This is a genomic window from Bacillus sp. CGMCC 1.16541 (genome assembly GCF_003184905.1).
Lineage (GTDB): Bacteria > Bacillota > Bacilli > Bacillales > Bacillaceae_H > Priestia.
Map to the genome: position 1 here is coordinate 40,540 of NZ_QFRU01000013.1, position 19,373 is coordinate 59,912.

General features: G+C 37.2%; 22 protein-coding genes. 7 read left to right on the plus strand and 15 right to left on the minus strand.

What is annotated here, in order from left to right:
• Window positions 1-120 precede the first annotated feature (120 nt).
• On the plus strand, window positions 121-312 hold the full coding sequence (locus DIS06_RS13350) for a hypothetical protein (RefSeq protein WP_110113745.1): 192 nt from the start codon (window positions 121-123) through the stop codon (window positions 310-312).
• Between the two features lie 47 nt (window positions 313-359).
• Here DIS06_RS13350 and DIS06_RS13355 read toward each other — a convergent pair whose 3' ends face one another.
• Window positions 360-1,676 (minus strand): Na+/H+ antiporter family protein, encoded by a 1,317-nt coding sequence (locus DIS06_RS13355; protein ID WP_110113746.1) that lies wholly within the window; start codon window positions 1,674-1,676, stop codon window positions 360-362.
• A gap of 174 nt (window positions 1,677-1,850) precedes the next feature.
• Here DIS06_RS13355 and DIS06_RS13360 point away from each other — a divergent pair, with 174 nt between their 5' ends.
• A complete protein-coding gene (locus DIS06_RS13360) occupies window positions 1,851-2,309 on the plus strand; it encodes an FAD-dependent oxidoreductase (RefSeq protein WP_162595974.1) in 459 nt (152 codons plus the stop codon).
• 87 nt (window positions 2,310-2,396) lie between these two features.
• Here the strand turns inward: DIS06_RS13360 and DIS06_RS13365 are convergent, their stop codons facing one another.
• Together DIS06_RS13365 and DIS06_RS13370 are read right to left on the minus strand one after the other, a co-directional pair.
• Window positions 2,397-3,893 (minus strand): leucyl aminopeptidase, encoded by a 1,497-nt coding sequence (locus DIS06_RS13365; protein ID WP_110113748.1) that lies wholly within the window; start codon window positions 3,891-3,893, stop codon window positions 2,397-2,399.
• A gap of 11 nt (window positions 3,894-3,904) precedes the next feature.
• Window positions 3,905-4,282, minus strand: coding sequence for a DUF309 domain-containing protein (locus tag DIS06_RS13370; protein WP_110113749.1), 378 nt, complete (start codon window positions 4,280-4,282; stop codon window positions 3,905-3,907).
• Between the two features lie 302 nt (window positions 4,283-4,584).
• Between DIS06_RS13370 and DIS06_RS13375 the strand changes: the two genes are divergently transcribed.
• Entirely contained in the window at window positions 4,585-5,064 is a 480-nt protein-coding gene (locus DIS06_RS13375; RefSeq protein ID WP_110113750.1) for a divergent PAP2 family protein, read from the plus strand.
• A gap of 94 nt (window positions 5,065-5,158) precedes the next feature.
• Here the strand turns inward: DIS06_RS13375 and DIS06_RS13380 are convergent, their stop codons facing one another.
• The 4 genes from DIS06_RS13380 to DIS06_RS13395 form a co-directional block, all read right to left on the minus strand.
• Window positions 5,159-5,767 (minus strand): 3D domain-containing protein, encoded by a 609-nt coding sequence (locus DIS06_RS13380; protein ID WP_481746865.1) that lies wholly within the window; start codon window positions 5,765-5,767, stop codon window positions 5,159-5,161.
• 192 nt (window positions 5,768-5,959) lie between these two features.
• Window positions 5,960-6,283, minus strand: a complete 324-nt coding sequence (locus tag DIS06_RS13385; protein WP_110113752.1) for a YuiB family protein — start codon at window positions 6,281-6,283, stop codon at window positions 5,960-5,962.
• A 192-nt stretch (window positions 6,284-6,475) separates the two neighbouring features.
• Entirely contained in the window at window positions 6,476-6,955 is a 480-nt protein-coding gene (locus tag DIS06_RS13390) for an NUDIX domain-containing protein (RefSeq protein WP_110113753.1), read from the minus strand.
• 92 nt (window positions 6,956-7,047) lie between these two features.
• Complete coding sequence (locus DIS06_RS13395; RefSeq protein WP_110113754.1) at window positions 7,048-8,262, minus strand: NAD(P)/FAD-dependent oxidoreductase; 1,215 nt, start codon at window positions 8,260-8,262, stop codon at window positions 7,048-7,050.
• Between the two features lie 461 nt (window positions 8,263-8,723).
• On the opposite strand from DIS06_RS13395, the gene DIS06_RS13400 reads away from it, so the two are divergent.
• Window positions 8,724-9,716 carry an NAD(P)/FAD-dependent oxidoreductase gene (locus DIS06_RS13400; RefSeq protein ID WP_162595975.1) on the plus strand — a complete coding sequence of 331 codons (993 nt, stop codon included), beginning with the start codon at window positions 8,724-8,726 and terminating at the stop codon, window positions 9,714-9,716.
• Window positions 9,717-9,763: 47 nt separating this feature from the next.
• Here the strand turns inward: DIS06_RS13400 and DIS06_RS13405 are convergent, their stop codons facing one another.
• From DIS06_RS13405 to dapF, 3 genes are all read right to left on the minus strand, one after another.
• A complete protein-coding gene (locus DIS06_RS13405; RefSeq protein WP_110113755.1) occupies window positions 9,764-10,774 on the minus strand; it encodes a LacI family DNA-binding transcriptional regulator in 1,011 nt (336 codons plus the stop codon).
• A 244-nt stretch (window positions 10,775-11,018) separates the two neighbouring features.
• On the minus strand, window positions 11,019-11,384 hold the full coding sequence (locus DIS06_RS13410) for a HesB/IscA family protein (RefSeq protein WP_110113756.1): 366 nt from the start codon (window positions 11,382-11,384) through the stop codon (window positions 11,019-11,021).
• 69 nt (window positions 11,385-11,453) lie between these two features.
• Complete coding sequence (dapF, locus tag DIS06_RS13415) at window positions 11,454-12,308, minus strand: diaminopimelate epimerase (RefSeq protein ID WP_110113757.1); 855 nt, start codon at window positions 12,306-12,308, stop codon at window positions 11,454-11,456.
• 288 nt (window positions 12,309-12,596) lie between these two features.
• Between dapF and DIS06_RS13420 the strand changes: the two genes are divergently transcribed.
• Window positions 12,597-13,289, plus strand: coding sequence for a DUF2225 domain-containing protein (locus DIS06_RS13420; RefSeq protein ID WP_110113758.1), 693 nt, complete (start codon window positions 12,597-12,599; stop codon window positions 13,287-13,289).
• Window positions 13,290-13,403: 114 nt separating this feature from the next.
• Here DIS06_RS13420 and DIS06_RS13425 read toward each other — a convergent pair whose 3' ends face one another.
• Complete coding sequence (locus tag DIS06_RS13425; protein WP_110113759.1) at window positions 13,404-13,643, minus strand: YuzB family protein; 240 nt, start codon at window positions 13,641-13,643, stop codon at window positions 13,404-13,406.
• Between the two features lie 306 nt (window positions 13,644-13,949).
• Between DIS06_RS13425 and DIS06_RS13430 the strand changes: the two genes are divergently transcribed.
• Window positions 13,950-15,017, plus strand: a complete 1,068-nt coding sequence (locus tag DIS06_RS13430; protein ID WP_110113760.1) for an NAD(P)/FAD-dependent oxidoreductase — start codon at window positions 13,950-13,952, stop codon at window positions 15,015-15,017.
• A 63-nt stretch (window positions 15,018-15,080) separates the two neighbouring features.
• Here DIS06_RS13430 and DIS06_RS13435 read toward each other — a convergent pair whose 3' ends face one another.
• Window positions 15,081-15,317 (minus strand): NifU family protein, encoded by a 237-nt coding sequence (locus tag DIS06_RS13435; RefSeq protein WP_110113761.1) that lies wholly within the window; start codon window positions 15,315-15,317, stop codon window positions 15,081-15,083.
• Window positions 15,318-15,521: 204 nt separating this feature from the next.
• Here DIS06_RS13435 and DIS06_RS13440 point away from each other — a divergent pair, with 204 nt between their 5' ends.
• Complete coding sequence (locus DIS06_RS13440; RefSeq protein ID WP_110113762.1) at window positions 15,522-15,854, plus strand: YuzD family protein; 333 nt, start codon at window positions 15,522-15,524, stop codon at window positions 15,852-15,854.
• 126 nt (window positions 15,855-15,980) lie between these two features.
• On the opposite strand, the gene thrB is transcribed toward DIS06_RS13440, so the two are convergent.
• The 3 genes from thrB to DIS06_RS13455 are packed head-to-tail and all read right to left on the minus strand — an operon-like array spanning window position 15,981 to window position 19,260.
• A complete protein-coding gene (gene thrB / locus DIS06_RS13445; RefSeq protein ID WP_110113763.1) occupies window positions 15,981-16,904 on the minus strand; it encodes a homoserine kinase in 924 nt (307 codons plus the stop codon).
• The gene (gene thrC, locus DIS06_RS13450; protein WP_110113764.1) at window positions 16,898-17,959 is read right to left on the minus strand and encodes a threonine synthase; all 1,062 of its coding nucleotides are present in this window, start codon (window positions 17,957-17,959) and stop codon (window positions 16,898-16,900) included. Before thrC ends, thrB begins: the two co-directional genes overlap by 7 nt.
• Window positions 17,959-19,260 (minus strand): homoserine dehydrogenase, encoded by a 1,302-nt coding sequence (locus DIS06_RS13455; RefSeq protein ID WP_110113765.1) that lies wholly within the window; start codon window positions 19,258-19,260, stop codon window positions 17,959-17,961. The genes thrC and DIS06_RS13455 overlap by 1 nt, the downstream gene beginning before the upstream one ends.
• Between the last annotated feature and the right edge of the window lie 113 nt (window positions 19,261-19,373).

A 19,373-nucleotide genomic window follows, 5' to 3' on the forward strand; every position in this document is an offset into this window, starting at 1 on the left:
AGGAACTGATTATTTCTTCAACAGTTCCTTTTTTGCGTTTTATATATTTATTATTTCTTCTACTCATAATTTATGGAGAACAATCCATACTAAAATCGACTAATTAAAGGAGGAATTACCATGCAAAAAAATGCTAGAGGTTACGTTCAAGATTCTTGTACAGCATTAAACGAAGCAAAGTCTTGCTTACAAAATGCATTACAAACAGTAGAAGAGCAAGGAAACCGCCAACAAATTGAACAATCGTTGCAAGCTGTTGAAAGTGCATTAGGTCAATGCAGTGGCACAGCGAATAGTCTTGAACAAAAATAAAAACATGGACTCTAGAAAAAAATATTCTTTCTAGAGTCCATGTTTGATTATAAAATAATTGCAGCTAACCAGCCAAAAATAATTAATGGGATGTTGTAGTGTAAAAATGTTGGCACACACGTTTCCCAAATATGATTGTGTTGTCCATCTACGTTTAATCCTGACGTTGGCCCTAGTGTACTATCTGATGCTGGCGAACCTGCATCTCCTAGTGCACCTGCTGTTCCGATAATTGCAATCGTTGCTAAAGGACTCATTCCTAATTGCATGCATAATGGTACGAAAATTGTAGCGATAATTGGAATTGTTGAAAAGGACGAACCGATCCCCATCGTAATAAGTAACCCTACTAATAACATAGCAAGTGCTCCTAATAACTTGCTACCACCGATAAAATCAGCCGCATTTGCTACTAATGTCTCAACATGACCTGTTTCTTGAACAACGCTCGCAAAACCTGCTGCTGAAATCATTACAAACCCGATAAATGCCATCATTCGCATACCACCTGTTAAGAGGCTATCTGCTTCAGTCCATTTAATTGAGCCGCTAAAATACACAACGACAATACCAGCCAATGCTCCAAAAATCATGGAATCTAATTGAATTTGAACAACAAGGGCTACAACGATTGCCGCTAAAGAAAACAAGATACCTCTCGTTGTATAGTCTTGTCCTTCTTCTTGATTTGCAATTTCAATGTTTTCATATACACGAGGCTTTCGATATGAAATAAAAATGGCTACTAATAAACCAATTAACATTCCTAATGCTGGTAAAGCCATCGCTACTGGAATATCACTTGACGAAACAGTTAAACCATTTTGTTCCATGTTTCCTCGTACGATGTCATGATAAATACTTCCAAACCCATATGGTAGAAACATATAAGGTGTAATAAGTCCAAATGAAATAACCACAGCAATTAAACGGCGATCAAATTGCAGTTCATTAAATACTTTTAATAACGGTGGAATTAATAATGGAATAAATGCAATATGAACTGGAATTAAGTTTTGAGAGAAACAAGAAATAATTAACACAATTAAAATCACAAGTACTTTTGATAATGCTTGTCTCTTTGTGTCACCTTTTTTACGTACAATGTTTAGAGCGAACTTTACTACCGCATCAGGTAGCCCTGTTTTGGATACAGCTACAGCAAATCCGCCTAGCAAAGCATAGCTCAACGCAACCGAAGCGCTATTTCCTAAACCACTTGTATACACTTCTACTGTCTTATCTAATCCTAAACCACCTGTAAGCCCTCCTGCTAGTGCGCCAATGGCAAGTGAAAAGACAACATTCACTCGTAATAAGCTAAGCACTAACATGACAAGCACAGCGATGACAACTGCATTCATAATGAAACCCCCAAAATACTTTATTGTGCTAAATCATTAGAGAATTAAATCAATAAACTCATTATAGTATGAAATCTAAAAATGTCAATGGTAAATCCAAGTAACATACCTGTTAAAAAGAGAGCTTACAAGTTTGAAGATAAAAAATGCGGAAAATACATAGGTGGTGATTGTTTGAAAACAAATATCTTAATAAACGGTGGCGGAATTGGCGGACTTACTGTTGCTCTAAAATTAGCTAAGTGTGGAATAGATGTATGCGTTGCTGAACAGCTAAAAGGAACGTCTCATTCATATAAAGGTGAACTATTACAACCTAAAAGTTTAGACATTTTTCATCGTATCGGTATTCTTGCCGCAGTCCAGCGTAGCTCACACAAAATAAATCATATTGATGTAATTAAATTGGGAGCAGAACAGGACAACTTCAAAAAGATAGGACAAACCAAAATGAGCTATAACGTCATTGATTCACCCTTTAATTATGCATGTATGACACCTCATGAAGAGTTAAAGCGTGTCATTTTAGAAGAAGCTCAAAAGTATTCGACCTTTCACTATTTACAACCCGCTCGCTTTCAAGGTTTTAACGAAAAAAAGGGTGGATGGTACCGTGTTGTCACGAAACGTTAAATTCATAACAATAAAACATCCCTTGTCATCACGTTCGATCAAGGGATGTTTTAACGTGTATGTATCTAATAAAAGCCTACACAAAAATTACTTCTCAAATCTATTTACAAAGTCCGCTAAGGTGCGAACCATTACACCTGTTGCTCCTGCTGGCCCCAACTCATGAGCCGATGAAGTCGTTGCTGTTCCCGCGATATCTAAGTGTACCCACGGTGTATCTTCTGCAAATTCTCCAATGAACGTACCCGCCATAATTGCGTGCCCTTCACGACCAGGTGAATTATTTAAATCTGCTACTTGACTATTACGAACACGCTTTTTATCTTTTTCTGTAATTGGTAAACGCCAAATAGATTCTCCTGCTTCATGGCTCGCTTCTAATAGTTGTTCAAAAAGCGACTCATGATTTGTCATCGCCCCTGTTGTGTGTGTACCAAGAGCAATAATGACTCCCCCTGTTAATGTTGCGACATCAACAAGGTACTGTGCACCATGATGTTTTGCATACGTAATGGCATCAGCAAGTGCTAAACGCCCTTCTGCATCTGTATTTAGCACTTCAATTGTCTTGCCACTCATCGCTGTAATCACGTCATCTGGCTTTAATGCATCCCCACTAATCATATTGTCTGTAGATGGAATTACTGCAATCACATTTTGCGCTGGACGGAGCTCACCAATAATCTCCATTGCTCCAAGTACAGATGCAGCTCCTCCCATATCTGTTTTCATTCCAACAATGCCGTCTTTTGGCTTAATAGAGTATCCGCCTGTATCAAATGTAATCCCTTTTCCCACTAGACCGATAACATCTTCCCATTGCTCTTTACCTTGGTACTTTAGCACAATCATTTTAGGAGGCTCAACTGACCCTTTATTGACCGCTAAAAAAGCACCCATTCCGAGTTTCTCCATTTCTTCTTTGTCTAGAATTTCATATTCAAACTCATACTTTTTCGCAAGTTCTACCGCATAATTAGCCATGTCTGTTGCCGTTAACATATTACCAGGTAAATTCACCAATGTGCGCGCTGAATTTGTCGCTGTACCATAGATGTATCCTGTCGTTAAATGTTCTAACATGGTTTCCTCATTTTCTTGTGTGAACACTTGCACACTTTCGAGACACTTCTCTGGTTCGTTCGATTTCTTTTTATAATCTGCAAATTGGTATGTAGCGAGTGGTTGTGCCTCGGCTAGTAGATGTGCGATTTGCTCAGCATTCATATCTTTTGTTAGAAATGTATCTAATGCAACAGTTACTTCTTTTAATTTATCTTCTTTTATTGTTTTAAATAGCTGACCAAATGCTTCTTGTAGACCTTCTCCTGTTAGTTGTTGTTTCTTTCCTAAGCCTACAAAATATAAGCGTTTTGCTCCTACTTTGCCAAATGTATGTATTTTTGATATTTTCTTTGGTTTAACAGACAAATCTCCTTCTTTAATGAGAGATAGAAGCTGGCCATTAAACTGACGATCAAGTTCACCTATTAATCCATTTAACGGTTGATTTTCATTAAAAACACCTAACACTAAAGCTTCTGATGGTTGATTCATTTCGTATTTTGTAATTACTGAAAACATACAAGTCCTCCTCAATCTTTGATATATAAAATAAGATTAGGTAAATCCGGTAGCGTGTAAACCTCTTCATATGGTACTCGATCCACCTGTGATGGTATCAGATGCAGGCAATTTTTCATAAATGATTGTAGCTCTTCAATGTTAATCCCCCAATGAATAGGTTCATAAGGCTTTAAGTATGCTATCGCTGCTTGCATCATCGTACGTGCGCCCTTTACGTTTCCATATCCATAGTGATACAATGCCACTGTCATTTGAAGCAACCCTTTTAAAAATAAATTTTGCTTGTCTATCATCCATATTTCTTCTAATAAATCATGACATGTATAATAGTCTCCTTCGTTGAATTTCACAAAAAACTCATAATATTCGAGCGGATACAAAGACATGTCGATTTCCTCCTAGACAATCGCCGTTAATCACTATATGCTAAAAAAAGGGGATATATTTATCATAACAAATTCTAGAATAATCTTACATATATAAACTGACATAGAAAATAGACATAACAAGTACGCTGTTATGTCTTCTTTTCTAGACAACTCCTCGTAAAGTGATTGACGCCCTCCATGTAGATGAGTCCCCTATAAGTAAAATCAAAAATCTTAAATCGCTCTGTAAAATTCTTTTCATTTTAGAGGTTATCGACTAGTTTAGTTGAGCTTATATAGATAAAGAGGTGTAAAAGAATATGGAACTGTTTCATAATTTTCCACTTTGGAGTGCGTTACTTGCAATTGTATTTGCACAAGTCGTCAAAGTACCCATTGAGTTTATTGCGACGCGTAAAGCGAATTGGGGATTGGTCTTTAGTACGGGAGGCATGCCAAGTTCACATTCCGCAGCTGTTACATCACTCACAACTGGAATTGGACTTGTAGAAGGGCTATCTTCTCCTTTATTCGCCATCTCAACGATTTTTGCTGTGATCGTTATGTTTGATGCCACCGGTGTGAGACGTCATGCAGGAGAGCAAGCAACAGTATTAAATCAATTAGTTGAAGACTTCAATCGAGTTGTCGAAGAAGCAAAAATGTGGCCTACACAAGAAGAACGAGAAAAACAAGAAAAACTAAAAGAGCTATTAGGGCACCAACCAATTGAAGTTTTCTTTGGCGCCATAACAGGAATCATTGTGGCCTTTCTTGTTCATTTCATTTGGTATAGTTAAATGCAAGGCAAGGTACAACTGTGTGAACATGGTGCAACTTAGCACAGTGTACCTTCTCTTTGTTAAATCACACGAATTTTTATAAAAAGAATATTTATTTCAGCTGCTGACGGAATACTTGCTGAGCTTCGTCTTCATTAAGCATCGTTAACTCTTCTTCTGTTAACGCGCCATTCCCTTTTTTCACCACATATACTTTCAATTCTTTTTTGCCCCATCTTTCATACACATCACGAACGGTTTCATAATATAAATCCAGACGATTTCCTTTTATCGCTCCACCTTTATCTGCTACCACACCGTACCCGTAGCCTGGAATAAATAGAATCGTCCCAATTGGGAAAACGTTCAGATCTGCCGCAATCGTTGAATACAAGTCTCGTTTCACTTTTACTCCCGAATACGTAATCCCGTATTCCGGATGGCCCGGCTTCTTTCCGGTTGACTCATATCCAGCCGTATAACCTGTTGCTAACACGTCATGAGCAGGGTATTTTGACCAATCATAAGCCTCTTCTAATGTGGTCACACTTTCATTTACATCGACAGCTGCAACAGTAGCTGTACGTTCTACTTCATGCATGGGTAGTCCATTCCAGTAATGAACAGATCGATTATAAAAGAATGAAAGCACTGTTTTTGCTTCTACACCTGACACGGATTCATATGTCGTTAACAAAGCACCAACAAACAAAATACTCATTGTGATTCTTTTTATCACCTTAGTTATCATTGGCGATTTAACAACTCCTCTCACGAATCTATTTGTTTCCAACAATGAAGCAAATTATTCGTGAGAGAAAAAGCCTCCCATCACTAACACCCATGTAGAAGTGGATTTTAGCGATAGAAGGCTCAGTAAAAAATAGTTGTTTACTACAAACAAGATATTTTTTCAGAACATACGATATCCTCTTGCACGTAACAAACGGATGACAATTCCAGACATCACAGCTCCTGCTAATCCAGAAAGCAAAATCATTAAATCTGCTGCTGCAATTGAGACTAGTCGATCTCCAAGGTGAGAAAATGACGATGATGGGTTTGTGAAATATTCAATAAACCTTATGTCATCAATGATAAACACAAAGATAATTGGATAAATAATGGCCATGATCCACGACATACGCAACAACATATTCAATAAGAAACCGATACCAAAAAACAAGACGAAAAACAATAGAATTGAGATTAATAAAACAGGTACACTCATTTGCACGGCTTTCACCCCCTATATACACACAATTTTAAGTGTACTGAAAGCGGAAAAAACCGTCAATATAAATCAAGTGAACAAATAAGTGGATTGCTTATTCGCTTTACAAGCTATCTTTGCAAGCTATCTTTGCAAGCTTTATTATCTACACGCTCTACTTTTAAGGTGATTACCTATGCCCGAACCTTTTTTTAGTTAATAAAACACTTTATACGATGTATAACCGAAGTGCTTTCCAGGATCTAGATTGTTATGTACAGGTAAGACCGTTAACTCATGATCGATCATTTGATGTATCAGTAAAGATGAGTCCGGATCTTGCTTCAATTCTTCTTTACTCATAAATGTCACGTGAGATAACTCTTTCTCTTGAATGACAACCTCTTCTGTCACAGCTTCTATTAAGAATAACACCATGTTATCACTAACTTCTTCTTTAATCACACCGGAGCGTAATCCTACGACACCTAAAACCTCCCCTGTAATTCCTGTTTCTTCATATACTTCTCTTATCACTGCCTCATCCATCGTTTCACCTTCATTTACAAACCCTGCTGGAAACGACCACTTTCCCTTTAATCCCCCGTATTTCTTTTTTACAACAAGATAACGGTTAGCTGAGTCTTTCACTATTCCAGCTACTGCTAGCCATACATTTCCTCTTTTGTTTGTCATCTTCTTTCATCCCCTTCATATCGAATATATCATACTAAACCAAAACATAAAAAAAGACAGCAGGATTTCTCCTGCTGTCTTTTAACTATTTATTAAAAGAAATTAAATTTCCCTTTTTTCATCACTAGACCTGCGCCACCTTGTAGGTAAAGTGCACGGTTATCGACTACTTTTTTCATGAATGATGCACTTGATCCAAATAGTTTGCGACCAAATACAACACCAATTGCATCGTCATGACCTAATGAACATACTGTTCCTTTTAAGTCTGGCTTAAACTCTTGCATTTCACCTTGTCCACGTACTAGTACTGCTAAGTTATGTGCACATGTTTCACCTTGTTGCATTGCAATTTGCGCTGTTGGTGGATATGGACGCTCAGTTTCTGGATTAATCATTAATGAGCAATCTCCAACGATAAACACGTTGTCCATTCCTGGAGCACGCAATTGAGGATCTACTTTTACACGACCGCGCATGTTTTCAAATCCTGCTTTTTCAATCAAGTGACTTCCACGTACACCTGCAGCCCAAATGACTGTTGCTGATTTGATTTCTTCTACTTGGTCATCTTTCGCAACAATAATTCCTTCTTCTGTTGCTTCTTTAATTGCTGTACCAATTTTAAATTCAATTCCTTTACGCTCAAGTTGTGTAACCGCATATTCAACTAGCTCTGGATCAAAACCAGGTAATGCTGTTGGAGCTGCTTCTACACAGATTACGCGTACTTTTTCACGAGGAATATCAAACTCTTTGCAAAGTTGTGGAACACGGTTTGCTAATTCACCTACAAGCTCGATACCTGTGAATCCAGCTCCACCAACAACGATTGTTAATAACTCATCACGTTTTTCTGTTTCGTTGTTATACGTTGCAAATACATAATCAATATGCTCGCGAATTTGACGTGCAGAGTTAATATTAGCGATAGAGAATGCATGCTCTTTTAAACCTTTGATACCAAATGTTTCAGATTCATACCCTAATGCAACCACTAAGTAATCGTACTCTAATTCACTATTTTCTAAAATAACACGCTTTTCTTCTGTTTTAATGTCAACAACCGTATCTTGTACAAAATTAACTTTACTTGCGTTAATTAGGTTCTTTACCGGAACGCGAGAACGATCGTGATGTAGTGTTCCTGCTGAAACTTCATGTAACCATGTTGTTTCATAGTGGTAATCATTTTTATTTACAAGTGTAATATCAGCTTCACTTACACCTAGTTTCTTTTGTAAGTTTACAGTAGTCATGATGCCGCCGTATCCAGCACCAAGAACAACAACCTTTGGCTTTCTCATTACGATGTCATCCACCTTTTCTTAATTTATAGTTGCGAAGGATTATAAGTATAAAAACAATAATAATTGCGGAAATATCTTTTTATTTAGTGTGAGCATGAACTTATGCTCCTATCCATCGCATAACACAAATTTATCTACAACAAGTTTGTGAACTACTTCACGTACTTTTCCATAAAAGTACATACTTTTGTTAGAAAAATGTCATAAAAAATTAACAATATGTCTATCAAACATCATATTCTTTTTTACAAACTTTTTCAAGCCCTATTTCCGGGATTTAAAACGTTTGAAATTTTCATTCACATTACAAAATTTCTTTGTTTTCTTGCAGGGTTAAATGATTCCTTATCGAAAAACCTAATGAAGAGAAGAACAATTTTGAATCCTAAACGTTTAAATTGCCTTATGCTATCATAAAGTAATAAACTATCCTATACATAATTATAGAGGTGATCATGTTGAGAGAAGATAAAAAAGTATATGATATTACCATTATTGGAGGAGGTCCTACAGGGCTGTTTACAGCTTTTTATGGAGGGATGAGACAAGCAAGCGTTAAGATTATTGAAAGTCTACCACAGCTTGGCGGTCAGCTCTCTGCTCTTTATCCAGAGAAATACATTTATGATGTAGCAGGTTTTCCAAAAATTCGTGCTCAAGAACTGGTTGATAATTTAAAGGAACAAATGAAGCAATTTAACCCTACTGTATCTTTAGAGCAAGCTGTAGAAAAAGTTGAAAAACAAGCTGATGGTGTCTTTAAACTAACAACGAACGAAGAAGTTCATTATTCAAAAACAATTATTATTACCGCTGGAAACGGTGCATTTCAACCAAGAAAGATGGAGCTAGACAATGCCACTTCGTTTGAAAAATCAAATCTTCACTACTTTGTAGATGACATGAATAAATTCAAAGGTAAAAAAGTGCTAGTCTGTGGTGGTGGAGATTCAGCTGTTGATTGGGCATTAATGCTTGAACCAATTGCTGAAAAAGTGATCATTACACACCGTCGAGATAAGTTCCGCGCTCACGAACATAGTGTTGAAAACTTAAAGAACTCCTCTGTTGAAATAAAAACACCATACATCCCAGTTGAACTAGTGGGTGAAGACCGGATTACACAAGTGGTGTTAGAGAATACGAAAGATGAGGAAAAAGAAATTATCGAAGTAGATGATGTCATAGTCAATTTTGGGTTCGTATCATCGTTAGGGCCGATTAAAGAATGGGGCCTTGAAATTGAGAAAAACTCAATTGTTGTGAATACAAAACAAGAGACAAATGTACCAGGTATTTATGCTGCCGGTGACATTTGCACATATGATGGAAAAGTTAAACTAATTGTTGCAGGATTTGGTGAAGGACCAACAGCCGTTAACAACGCGAAAGCTTACATTGATCCTAAAGCACGATTACAACCAATGCATAGTACATCTATGTTTAATTAACTAAAAAAAGATTGGTCACAAGGGATATTCCTCGACCAATCTTCTTTTTATTTGTGTACCAACCTTACATGACGTTGCTCTGCAACCGTATGACGTTCAATGATACGATGTGGATAGATCGTATTCATTTTCACTTCCCCTTTTACTAACATTTCAAATGCTCGTCTCCCCATTTTGTATAATGGTTGTTCGATCGTCGTCAATGGTGGAATCGCTTTTTTCGCTGTAGCTGTATTATCATAACCAACTACAGACATTTCTTCTGGCACTTTAATACCATACTTATACAAACATGATAAAGCACCAATCGCCATTTCATCACTAGCACAAAAAACAGCGGTCAATGATTGATTTTGACGAAGTAGTGTGTCCATACAATGTATTCCACTTTGAAATCCAAAATCTCCATAAGCGATTGCACCGTCTGATACGTGGAGACCTGCATCTTGTAATGCTTGCTCATAGCCATTCACGCGAGGAATTGTAGACATGTGGTCATTTTCAGTACCAGAAATCATCCCGATATGTTGGTGACCTTTGTTAATAAGATATGTAACAGCTTCATAAGCTGCTTGATAATCATCTACTTTAATATACGGAATATCGTAATTGGATTTTGTAGCTACAAGCACAACTGGAATGTTCATCTTATTGAGCAGTTCATAATACTCGTCTGTCATATATTCACTCACAATGATGATGCCATCGACTTGTTTCTCGCGTAGTGTTTGTAAATATTTCATTGTACGAATTCCATCTTTATCTGTCTTACAAATGATGACACTGTAATCAAGCTCATGTGCCACATCATCTATGCCTGCTAAAATTTCACTTGCAAACAAATCTGAAACATGTGGGAATAGTACACCTATCGTCTTTGTTTTCTTGTTAATAAGGCCTCGTGCAATGGCATTTGGCTGATAGCCTAGTTCATCGATTACCTTAACCACCTTTTGCTTTGTTTCTTCTGAATAGCCCGGCAGATTATTTAGAATTCGAGATACCGTTGCAACAGATACACTTGCTTGCTTTGCTACATCCTTAATGGTAACCGCCATATCCAATCAGCTCTCCCTGTAAACGTTTTCTATTCCTAATTTTACCACTATATAAAAACGCTTTCAATAATGTTTAATGAAAAAAGAAACTGGGACATTCGTGAGTAAAACGAAATAAAGAATGTTTATATACAACATCCCTTGCCGATAAAATCTGAGCATAACAGATGACCGGCAAGGGATGCTAGAAGATGAGTAAAATAAGATCTTTTCGTCTCTTTCTAGCTCATCCGCTTATTATTTATTAACAATCTTCCGGTGTTCCTGCATTTGTTGCTGTACGGAAGGAAGAACCACATCCACAGTTAGCGATGGCGTTTGGGTTATCAATCGTAAAACCCCCACCTAGCATCGATTGTTTATAATCAATTTTTACTCCCCGTAAAATAGGAGCACTCTCTTTATCAACTAAAACCTTAATTCCATGCTGTTCAAACAGTGTATCTTCTTCTTTTGCCTCTTGGTCAAAGCCCATTCCATAAGACAATCCACTACAGCCGCCCCCTTTAATTGTTACACGAAGATAGGCTTGCTCTTCTCCATGTTCTTTCATCATATCTTTTATTTGAAAGCTTGCCGCTTCTGTAATCGTTAGGATAGCTTCACTCATATGATCAACCTCCTTCTTATTATTTTAGTATACTCATAAATAAAAAAAGTCACAAACAATGTGTTTCAATCAATAGTAGTATTCACCTGTACAAATCGTTTCGGCAGGACCTGTCATTAACACATTTCCTTCACTTCTCCACGTAATCTTCAAATCGCCTCCAGCTAAATGAACAACTGTTGGTGTATCACGCTTTGTATACTCATTTAAAACTGACGCAACAACAGCTGCACATGCTCCTGTTCCACATGCTTGTGTGACACCTGACCCTCTTTCCCACACACGAAAATGCAACTCTTGTTCATTTACCACTTCAACAAACTCTACATTTACACCTTCTGGAAAACGTGGGTCTTTCTCTACAATTGGACCGAGAGTCAGTAAAGGGGCTTCTTTAATATCATTCACATAAAAGATGACATGGGGGTTTCCCATTGAAACTGTCGTAATCTCATAGATTTCATCAGCGAATACTGCTTTTTCTGCTATCACCTTTTCTTGATCTTCTCCTATCATCGGAAGGGCATGACGTGACAAATGTGGTTGCCCCATATCTACTGTTACTTGATGAACAGTATCACTCTCAATATGGACTTCGGCTTGCACAATTCCAGACAATGTTTCAATCGAAAACGTTTTATTTTTTACTAGATTATGCTCATATGCATATTTCGCAACACATCTCAAACCATTTCCACAATTCTTCGCTTCAGAACCATCATTATTAAATACGCGCATCTTTACATCAGCTGTATCTGACGGACAAATTAAAATTAATCCATCTGACCCGATACCTGTATACATTGTTGCAACTTTCACCGCTAAAGGTGCCAAATCTTCTTCCTGAATCTCTTCTTTAAACATATTTACATAAATATAGCTATTTCCTAAACCATGCATCTTGGTAAATTGAAAGCTTCTCATTTTATCACCTATTCACTTTATAACTTTTTTCTAAAATTTTATTACGTATAGTATAAATTTATTTACAGAAGTACACAATGATAACATCCCCCGTTTTTGACTCCTTGATTACGTTATATCGAGGAGTTTTTTTATTTTCTACTACCTATCAAACTCCGCTCTCTTGCAACTAAGAACAGATACAAGATATTTATTTTGACTCCAATGTGAAAATATAACTATAAATCATGTATAATATAGTTACAAAGACCTTATTTTAGAGCAAAACTCCATGAAAGGAGATATAAAATGGAACATTTAACGCCTTTATATGATAAAAAGGTAACTTGTTCATTGTGCACATCTACTTACACAACGAAGAAAGTTAGGTCACGATTTATTAAAGTTGTAAACATAGATACTGATTTTTTCACTCATTATGCTGATGAACAGCTGAATCCACTTCTTTATCATATTCATGTATGCCCAATGTGTGGTTACTCTTCTACTGAAGATTTCTCTCCCTCTTTTCCGTTAAATACAGCACAAATGATGAAAGAAAAAGTTCATGAACAATGGGTTCATCAAGACTATGGACAAGAACGTACAATTGAGGACGCAATCAAAACATATAAGCTCGCTCTTTTTTGCGCACTCATCAAAAAAGAAAAACACATAACAACTGCAGGATTACTCCTTCGTTTGTCTTGGCTTTACCGTATGAATAATGAACATCAAATAGAAATGCATTTTTTAGAACATGCTCTTAACTATTATGAAGCTTCTTATAGTACAGATGATTTTATTCACAGTAAAATGAGCATCGTAAAAGTCCTTTATTTAATTGGCGAACTTTCTATGTGTCAAGGTAATAAGCAAAAAGCTGCTCTTTACTTTTCCGAAATTATTCAGAAATATAGTAAACATGAAGATCAACAGACTGTTTCAATGACTCGAGATCGTTGGTACGAAATAAGAGAACAAAACAAAAAAAGAGCATAATAAAAGCGACTAAGTAAAAGTGAACGATTCCTTTTATTCAGTCGCTTTATTTATCATATAAAATAACCAATCTATTTATCCATATAAAAATGGCTTGTCTAAAATGAGCCGATATTAAAACATCGGATTTTCTTCTAAATGAAGATAAATGTTATCGACAAGCTCATCAGGTGTTTCTCCCATCACAATTTCACCATTGACTAATGCAAAAAGTGATTGCGCACATTTACCACAATAACCAAGACATCCGTACTCAATAATATCTAAATTAGAATCTTTTTCTAATGCTTCTAATGCCTTTTGTGAACCACTGGCTAAGTTACTAATACAAAACTCTATAATTGGCTTAATCACATTTCTCACCTCGCTACTTAAGTTTAATCTAACTTGTTTCATCATAAACGTCAAATAGAAAAATTGGCTACGCTTTCATAAGTTTATGTCGAAATTATGTTGAAACATATTGTGATTTCTCACTAATTTAGTTATACTTTTAGGTACATAATCACCAATCATGTCATCATAAAATACTATTTTAATAAAATATGCTACTTCATAGAAAGTGCTTACATAAGAACATAAGCTTCTCTACATGAAGTTCTTTCTATTTGTAAAACGAGAGAGAAAAATAAAAGTACGAAGCTAAAGGAGAAATCCAGTATGAAGAACCTTGTTATTCTCGGCGGTGGATACGGTGGAATGCGTATCTTACATAGACTTTTTCCAAGTCAATTACCTAGTGATATCCAAGTAACACTTATCGATAAGGCTCCTTATCATTCTCTTAAAACTGAATTCTATGCATTAGCGGCTGGTACTATTTCAGATCAGCACGTACGTGTAGCTTTCCCTGAACACCCTCAATTATCCATTCGTTATGGCTGTGTAACACATATTGATTTAGCTGAAAAGAGAGTACATCTAGAGAACCAAGACTCTATCCTGTATGATGACCTAGTTATCGGTCTAGGTTGTGAAGATAAATATCACAACGTTCCAGGTGCCCCAGAATATACGTATAGCATTCAAACCATTGATGCTTCAAGACGAACTTATCAAATGCTAAATAATCTGCCTGCTCATGCAACCGTTTCGATTGTTGGTGCAGGGTTAAGTGGTGTAGAACTAGCAAGCGAACTACATGAAAGCCGTCCAGATCTAAAGGTCAAACTATTTGATCGTGGTAACTTAATTTTATCAGCCTTCCCTGAACGCTTAAGTAACTATGTTCAAAGCTGGTTTACATCCCACGGCATTGAAGTAATTAATAAAGCAAACATTACAAGAGTTGAAGAAAATATACTTTATAATCATGATGAGCCCGTTCATAGCGATGTAATTGTATGGACCGCAGGGATTCAACCAAATAAAATTGTTCGTGATTTAGATGTTGAAAAAGACGCTCAAGGGCGTGTTATTTTAACAAAGCATCACAATTTACCAAACGATGAGCATGTCTATGTAGTAGGAGACTGCGCAAGTTTGCCACATGCACCAAGTGCTCAATTAGCAGAAGGACAAGCAGAACAAATTGTACAGATTCTAATGAATCGCTGGAACAATGAGCCTCTTCCTGAAGAACTTCCAACCATTAAATTAAAAGGTGTATTAGGCTCTCTTGGTAAGAAACATGGATTCGGACTTGTAAACGACAGAGCCATTACAGGACGTGTGGCTAGACTACTAAAATCTGGTATTCTTTGGATGTACAAATATCATAACGGATAAATAAAAAGAGGCTATCCACAGGATGAGCCTCTTTTATTCTATAAAACGAAATGATGGTTTAAATTAGAATACTTGTTCTACTTCTACAACGCCTGGCACTTCTTCTAAGAGTGCACGTTCAATACCCGCTTTTAACGTAATTGTTGAACTTGGGCAACTACCACAAGCACCTAATAAGCGTAATTTTACAATCCCATCTTCGATATCTACTAATTCACAATCTCCACCATCACGTAATAAGAATGGACGAAGTTTATCTAATACTTCTTGTACTTGTTCTTTCATTTCGATTTCTGACATGTATCTCGACTCCTTTCTTTATATTTATTATAAACTGTCTTTCTAAAAAAATCTATTCATCTATCCCTGTTAATGTTACCCTCTTTGTTTTATCATAATTGAAAACACTGATAAGCCAAGGATCAAGGATAAAACATTTATTCTTTTCATAGATTCTATTCAAACTCATTCATTCATGTATAATGAGAATAAGGGGGAATCGGAATGCATACACCACAAGTTGAAATTTGTATTTACGGAGCTGATGTGATTTGTGCAAGCTGTGTAAATTTACCTTCTTCTAAAGATACGTATGAATGGCTAGAAGCTGCCTTAGGCCGTAAGTTTCCAGGTGAAACCTTTCAGGTTACGTACGTTGATATTTATAATCCACCGGAAGATAAAGATAAGCAAGAATTCTCTCATCGAGTGATTGAGGAAGACTTATTCTATCCAGTTGTCGTCATTAATGGAACCATTGTAGGTGAAGGAAACCCAAAACTCAAAAATGTTTATAGCGAATTAGAGAAGTATGGATTTTCAATTACCAATAACTAAACGGAAAAGCTAAGGATGAACCAGCATGAAAAGACATTATCACATGTGGTTCATCCTTAGCTTTTATTACATTTTCATAAAAATTGTTGCTGTTCCACACGTTTGTTTAGAAAATCATCTTTGCTGTTATGACTGACACGTCGTAATCATTTCTTTCTCTACTTGTATACCGCTACGATCAATCACGAGCACATCAACTTCACAATGAGGAACAACTGTACGAAGATGTTCTGCAATGCGTTGCCCTTCTCCTTTACGAGCTAGACACAAAATACTCGGACCTGCTCCACTTAGTGCGACACCATAGGCGCCCGCTCTTTTTGCCTCTTCTCTCACAACAGGTAATTCTGCTACTAAACGCATTCGATACGGTTCATGATACAAATCTTTTTCCATGAGCGTACCAACTAACGACCAATCACCTCTCATTAAAGAGGCTACAAGCATATTGCCTACTGCTCCAACTTCTACTGCTGCTCGATAAGAGAGTTCCTTCGGTAGCACGTCACGTGCATCTGTTGTTTTTAACTCATACGCTGGAATCACCATAACAACGTCAACATCAACATGAGGAACTTGTGTAATATACGTATCATCTTTATGATGATAGCCAACGACAATGCCTCCATATAATGATGGGCTCACATTGTCAGGATGACCTTCCATTACACTAGCAATTCGTAACTTTTCCTCTAATGAAAGGTTTAACTCGCATAACAAGTTCGCTAACTCAATTCCTGCTACAATTGCTGATGCACTACTCCCTAACCCTCGAGCTAACGGGATGTCACTCTTTACATACACTGTCGCTGGTGGGAGATTCACTTTGTGTGAAGTGGCAACTTCTTGCGCCACTTCATACATCAAGTTATCTTTCCCCTTTGGAATTGTTTGTACTTCTTTTGATTGAGGAACAAACAACCACTCATCAGCTATTTCTACTGTTAATGTTAAATATCTTGATAAGGCCACACCAATTGAGTCAAACCCTGGTCCAATGTTAGCAGAACTTGCTGGAACTTTAATGATGGCTCTTTCATTTTTTAACATGATGCAACAACACCTTGAATATGCTCAAACACCTTTTGGTCATCGTTCGGCAATACTGTTGGTGTCACATTATTCACATCAATAGCAACGTTAGGATCTTTTAATCCGTTACCCGTTAACACCGCTACAACTGTTGAACCTTGCGGAATCTTTCCTGACTTCACATCTTTTAAAACACCGGCAATCGATGCACATGAACCAGGCTCAGCAAAAACACCTTCATTTCTTGCAATGAGACGATACGCTTCAATAATTTCTTCGTCCGTCACTTCATCAATCTTCCCATCTGATTCATTTGCAGCATTTACTGCATGCTGCCAACTAGCAGGATTACCAATGCGAATTGCTGTTGCAATCGTTTCCGGGTTTTCAATCACTTCACCACGAACAATCGCCGCTGCTCCTTCTGCTTCAAACCCGTGCATTTTAGGAAGACCTGTTTGATGCTGGTCGTTGTATTCTTTAAATCCTTTCCAATAAGCCGTAATGTTCCCTGCATTACCGACTGGGATTGCTAAAATATCAGGTGCCTTACCAAGTTGGTCACACACTTCGAATGCAGCTGTTTTTTGTCCTTCAATACGATAAGGGTTTACAGAGTTTACAAGTGTGACAGGAGCTGTTTCACTCAGTTTTCGTACCATCGCTAATGCTTGATCAAAGTTTCCTTCAATTGCTACAATTTCAGCACCGTACATAACGGCTTGAGCAAGTTTCCCCATCGCAATCTTACCGTTTGGAATAACAATGATACAGCGCATACCCGCACGTGAAGCGTAAGCCGCTGCCGCTGCTGATGTGTTTCCTGTCGATGCACAAATAACTGTATGACTACCTTCTTCTTTTGCTTTCGCTACAGCCATTACCATTCCACGGTCTTTAAAAGAACCTGTTGGATTGACTCCTTCTACTTTGACATGCAAGTTAATGCCAAGCTGTTCTGACAAATTAGCTAAATGAATGAGAGGTGTATTCCCTTCATGTAATGTCAGCATCGGTGTTTGTTCTGTGACTGGTAAATATTCTTTATACTGAGCTAATAAGCCTTTCCACATCATACTTCTCCCACTCCCTCAACTCGGTAACTACTTTTCACACTTTCAACAATCGATAAATCACGTAGTTTCTGTACAATTTCTTCATAATCTTTTAACGATGACTTATGAGTTACTACTACGATTTCTGCTAATTCGCTGTTTTTAACTGGTAACTGAATGATTTTCTCAAAGCTCACACCTTTTTCAGAGAAAAGAGATGTTAGCGTAGCGAAAGCACCTACTTGATCTTTCACATGGATACGTAAGAAATATTTTGAATACACATCTTCTGGCTCTTTTAATTGTTTTGGATATTGTGGTGTTACGGCACTTTTTCCGTTCACACCTAAACGCATGTTTTTCATCACGCCTACTAAGTCTGACACAACTGCTGTCGCTGTTGGAAGACTCCCTGCACCTGGTCCATAAAACATCGTTTCACCGACTGCTTCTCCGTATACATACACTGCGTTGTACTCGTCGTTTACTGACGCAAGTGGATGGGCATTAGCTAACAATGTTGGCTCTACACTCACCTCGACATTTTCACCATCTCGATGTGCATACCCAATTAATTTCATTGTATAGCCTAATTGCTTACTATATTGCAAATCTTCTTCTGTGACATTTGTAATCCCTTGAACTCGTACATCATCTAAATCGATTTTCATCGAGAAGCCTAATGTTGATAAAATGGCCATTTTTCGTGCTGCATCTAATCCTTCTACATCAGCTGTTGGATCAGATTCTGCGTACCCTAAATCTTGCGCTTCCTTCAATACTTCTTCATATGCGCTACCTTCATTCATCATCTTCGTTAAAATGAAGTTTGTCGTTCCGTTCACAATACCCATCATTTTAGTAATACGATCTGACGCTAATCCTTCTACTAAACTACGAAGAATTGGAATACCACCTGCAACACTCGCTTCATAGAACAAGTCACATCCACTTTCAGAAGCAACTGTGAGTAGTTCTGATCCGTATAAAGCCATTAAATCTTTATTTGCCGTTACAACGTGTTTTTTATTGCGCAACGCCGTTAAAATATAGTCACGCGTATGCTCAATACCGCCCATTACTTCAATGATTACGTCTACTTCTGGATTATGTAAAATGTCCTCGACACTTGTCGTTAGTTTTTCGGGTGCAATATCTACTCCTCGAGCTTTCGATAAATCTTTTACAAGTACTTTTTGAACTTCCACCGGACACCCAACTTGATGCATTAATTTATCTTGATGATTTTCGATAATTTGTACAACACCACTTCCAACTGTTCCTAGACCTAATAAACCAATCTTGATGCTTTTCGTCATGTTATCCACCCCTGTGTGTTTTATACGTAAACATTTGTTTTCTTATAGAGGACATTATAGACCCTCTTTTCTTTTTTTACAAGACCTTCCTTGTTTAAAATACGCCTTGAAAG

Excerpts from the sequence above, each read along its gene's own strand:
- DIS06_RS13350 (WP_110113745.1), top strand. The coding sequence starts at position 121 with ATGCAAAAAAATGCTAGAGGTTACGTTCAAGATTCTTGTACAGCATTA.
- DIS06_RS13355 (WP_110113746.1), bottom strand. The coding sequence starts at position 1,676 with ATGAATGCAGTTGTCATCGCTGTGCTTGTCATGTTAGTGCTTAGCTTA.
- DIS06_RS13365 (WP_110113748.1), bottom strand. The coding sequence starts at position 3,893 with ATGTTTTCAGTAATTACAAAATACGAAATGAATCAACCATCAGAAGCT.
- DIS06_RS13370 (WP_110113749.1), bottom strand. The coding sequence starts at position 4,282 with ATGTCTTTGTATCCGCTCGAATATTATGAGTTTTTTGTGAAATTCAAC.
- DIS06_RS13375 (WP_110113750.1), top strand. The coding sequence starts at position 4,585 with ATGGAACTGTTTCATAATTTTCCACTTTGGAGTGCGTTACTTGCAATT.
- DIS06_RS13380 (WP_481746865.1), bottom strand. The coding sequence starts at position 5,767 with ATGAGTATTTTGTTTGTTGGTGCTTTGTTAACGACATATGAATCCGTG.
- DIS06_RS13390 (WP_110113753.1), bottom strand. The coding sequence starts at position 6,955 with ATGACAAACAAAAGAGGAAATGTATGGCTAGCAGTAGCTGGAATAGTG.
- DIS06_RS13395 (WP_110113754.1), bottom strand. The coding sequence starts at position 8,262 with ATGAGAAAGCCAAAGGTTGTTGTTCTTGGTGCTGGATACGGCGGCATC.
- DIS06_RS13405 (WP_110113755.1), bottom strand. The coding sequence starts at position 10,774 with ATGGCGGTTACCATTAAGGATGTAGCAAAGCAAGCAAGTGTATCTGTT.
- DIS06_RS13410 (WP_110113756.1), bottom strand. The coding sequence starts at position 11,384 with ATGAGTGAAGCTATCCTAACGATTACAGAAGCGGCAAGCTTTCAAATA.
- dapF (WP_110113757.1), bottom strand. The coding sequence starts at position 12,308 with ATGAGAAGCTTTCAATTTACCAAGATGCATGGTTTAGGAAATAGCTAT.
- DIS06_RS13420 (WP_110113758.1), top strand. The coding sequence starts at position 12,597 with ATGGAACATTTAACGCCTTTATATGATAAAAAGGTAACTTGTTCATTG.
- DIS06_RS13430 (WP_110113760.1), top strand. The coding sequence starts at position 13,950 with ATGAAGAACCTTGTTATTCTCGGCGGTGGATACGGTGGAATGCGTATC.
- DIS06_RS13435 (WP_110113761.1), bottom strand. The coding sequence starts at position 15,317 with ATGTCAGAAATCGAAATGAAAGAACAAGTACAAGAAGTATTAGATAAA.
- DIS06_RS13440 (WP_110113762.1), top strand. The coding sequence starts at position 15,522 with ATGCATACACCACAAGTTGAAATTTGTATTTACGGAGCTGATGTGATT.
- thrB (WP_110113763.1), bottom strand. The coding sequence starts at position 16,904 with ATGTTAAAAAATGAAAGAGCCATCATTAAAGTTCCAGCAAGTTCTGCT.
- thrC (WP_110113764.1), bottom strand. The coding sequence starts at position 17,959 with ATGTGGAAAGGCTTATTAGCTCAGTATAAAGAATATTTACCAGTCACA.
- DIS06_RS13455 (WP_110113765.1), bottom strand. The coding sequence starts at position 19,260 with ATGACGAAAAGCATCAAGATTGGTTTATTAGGTCTAGGAACAGTTGGA.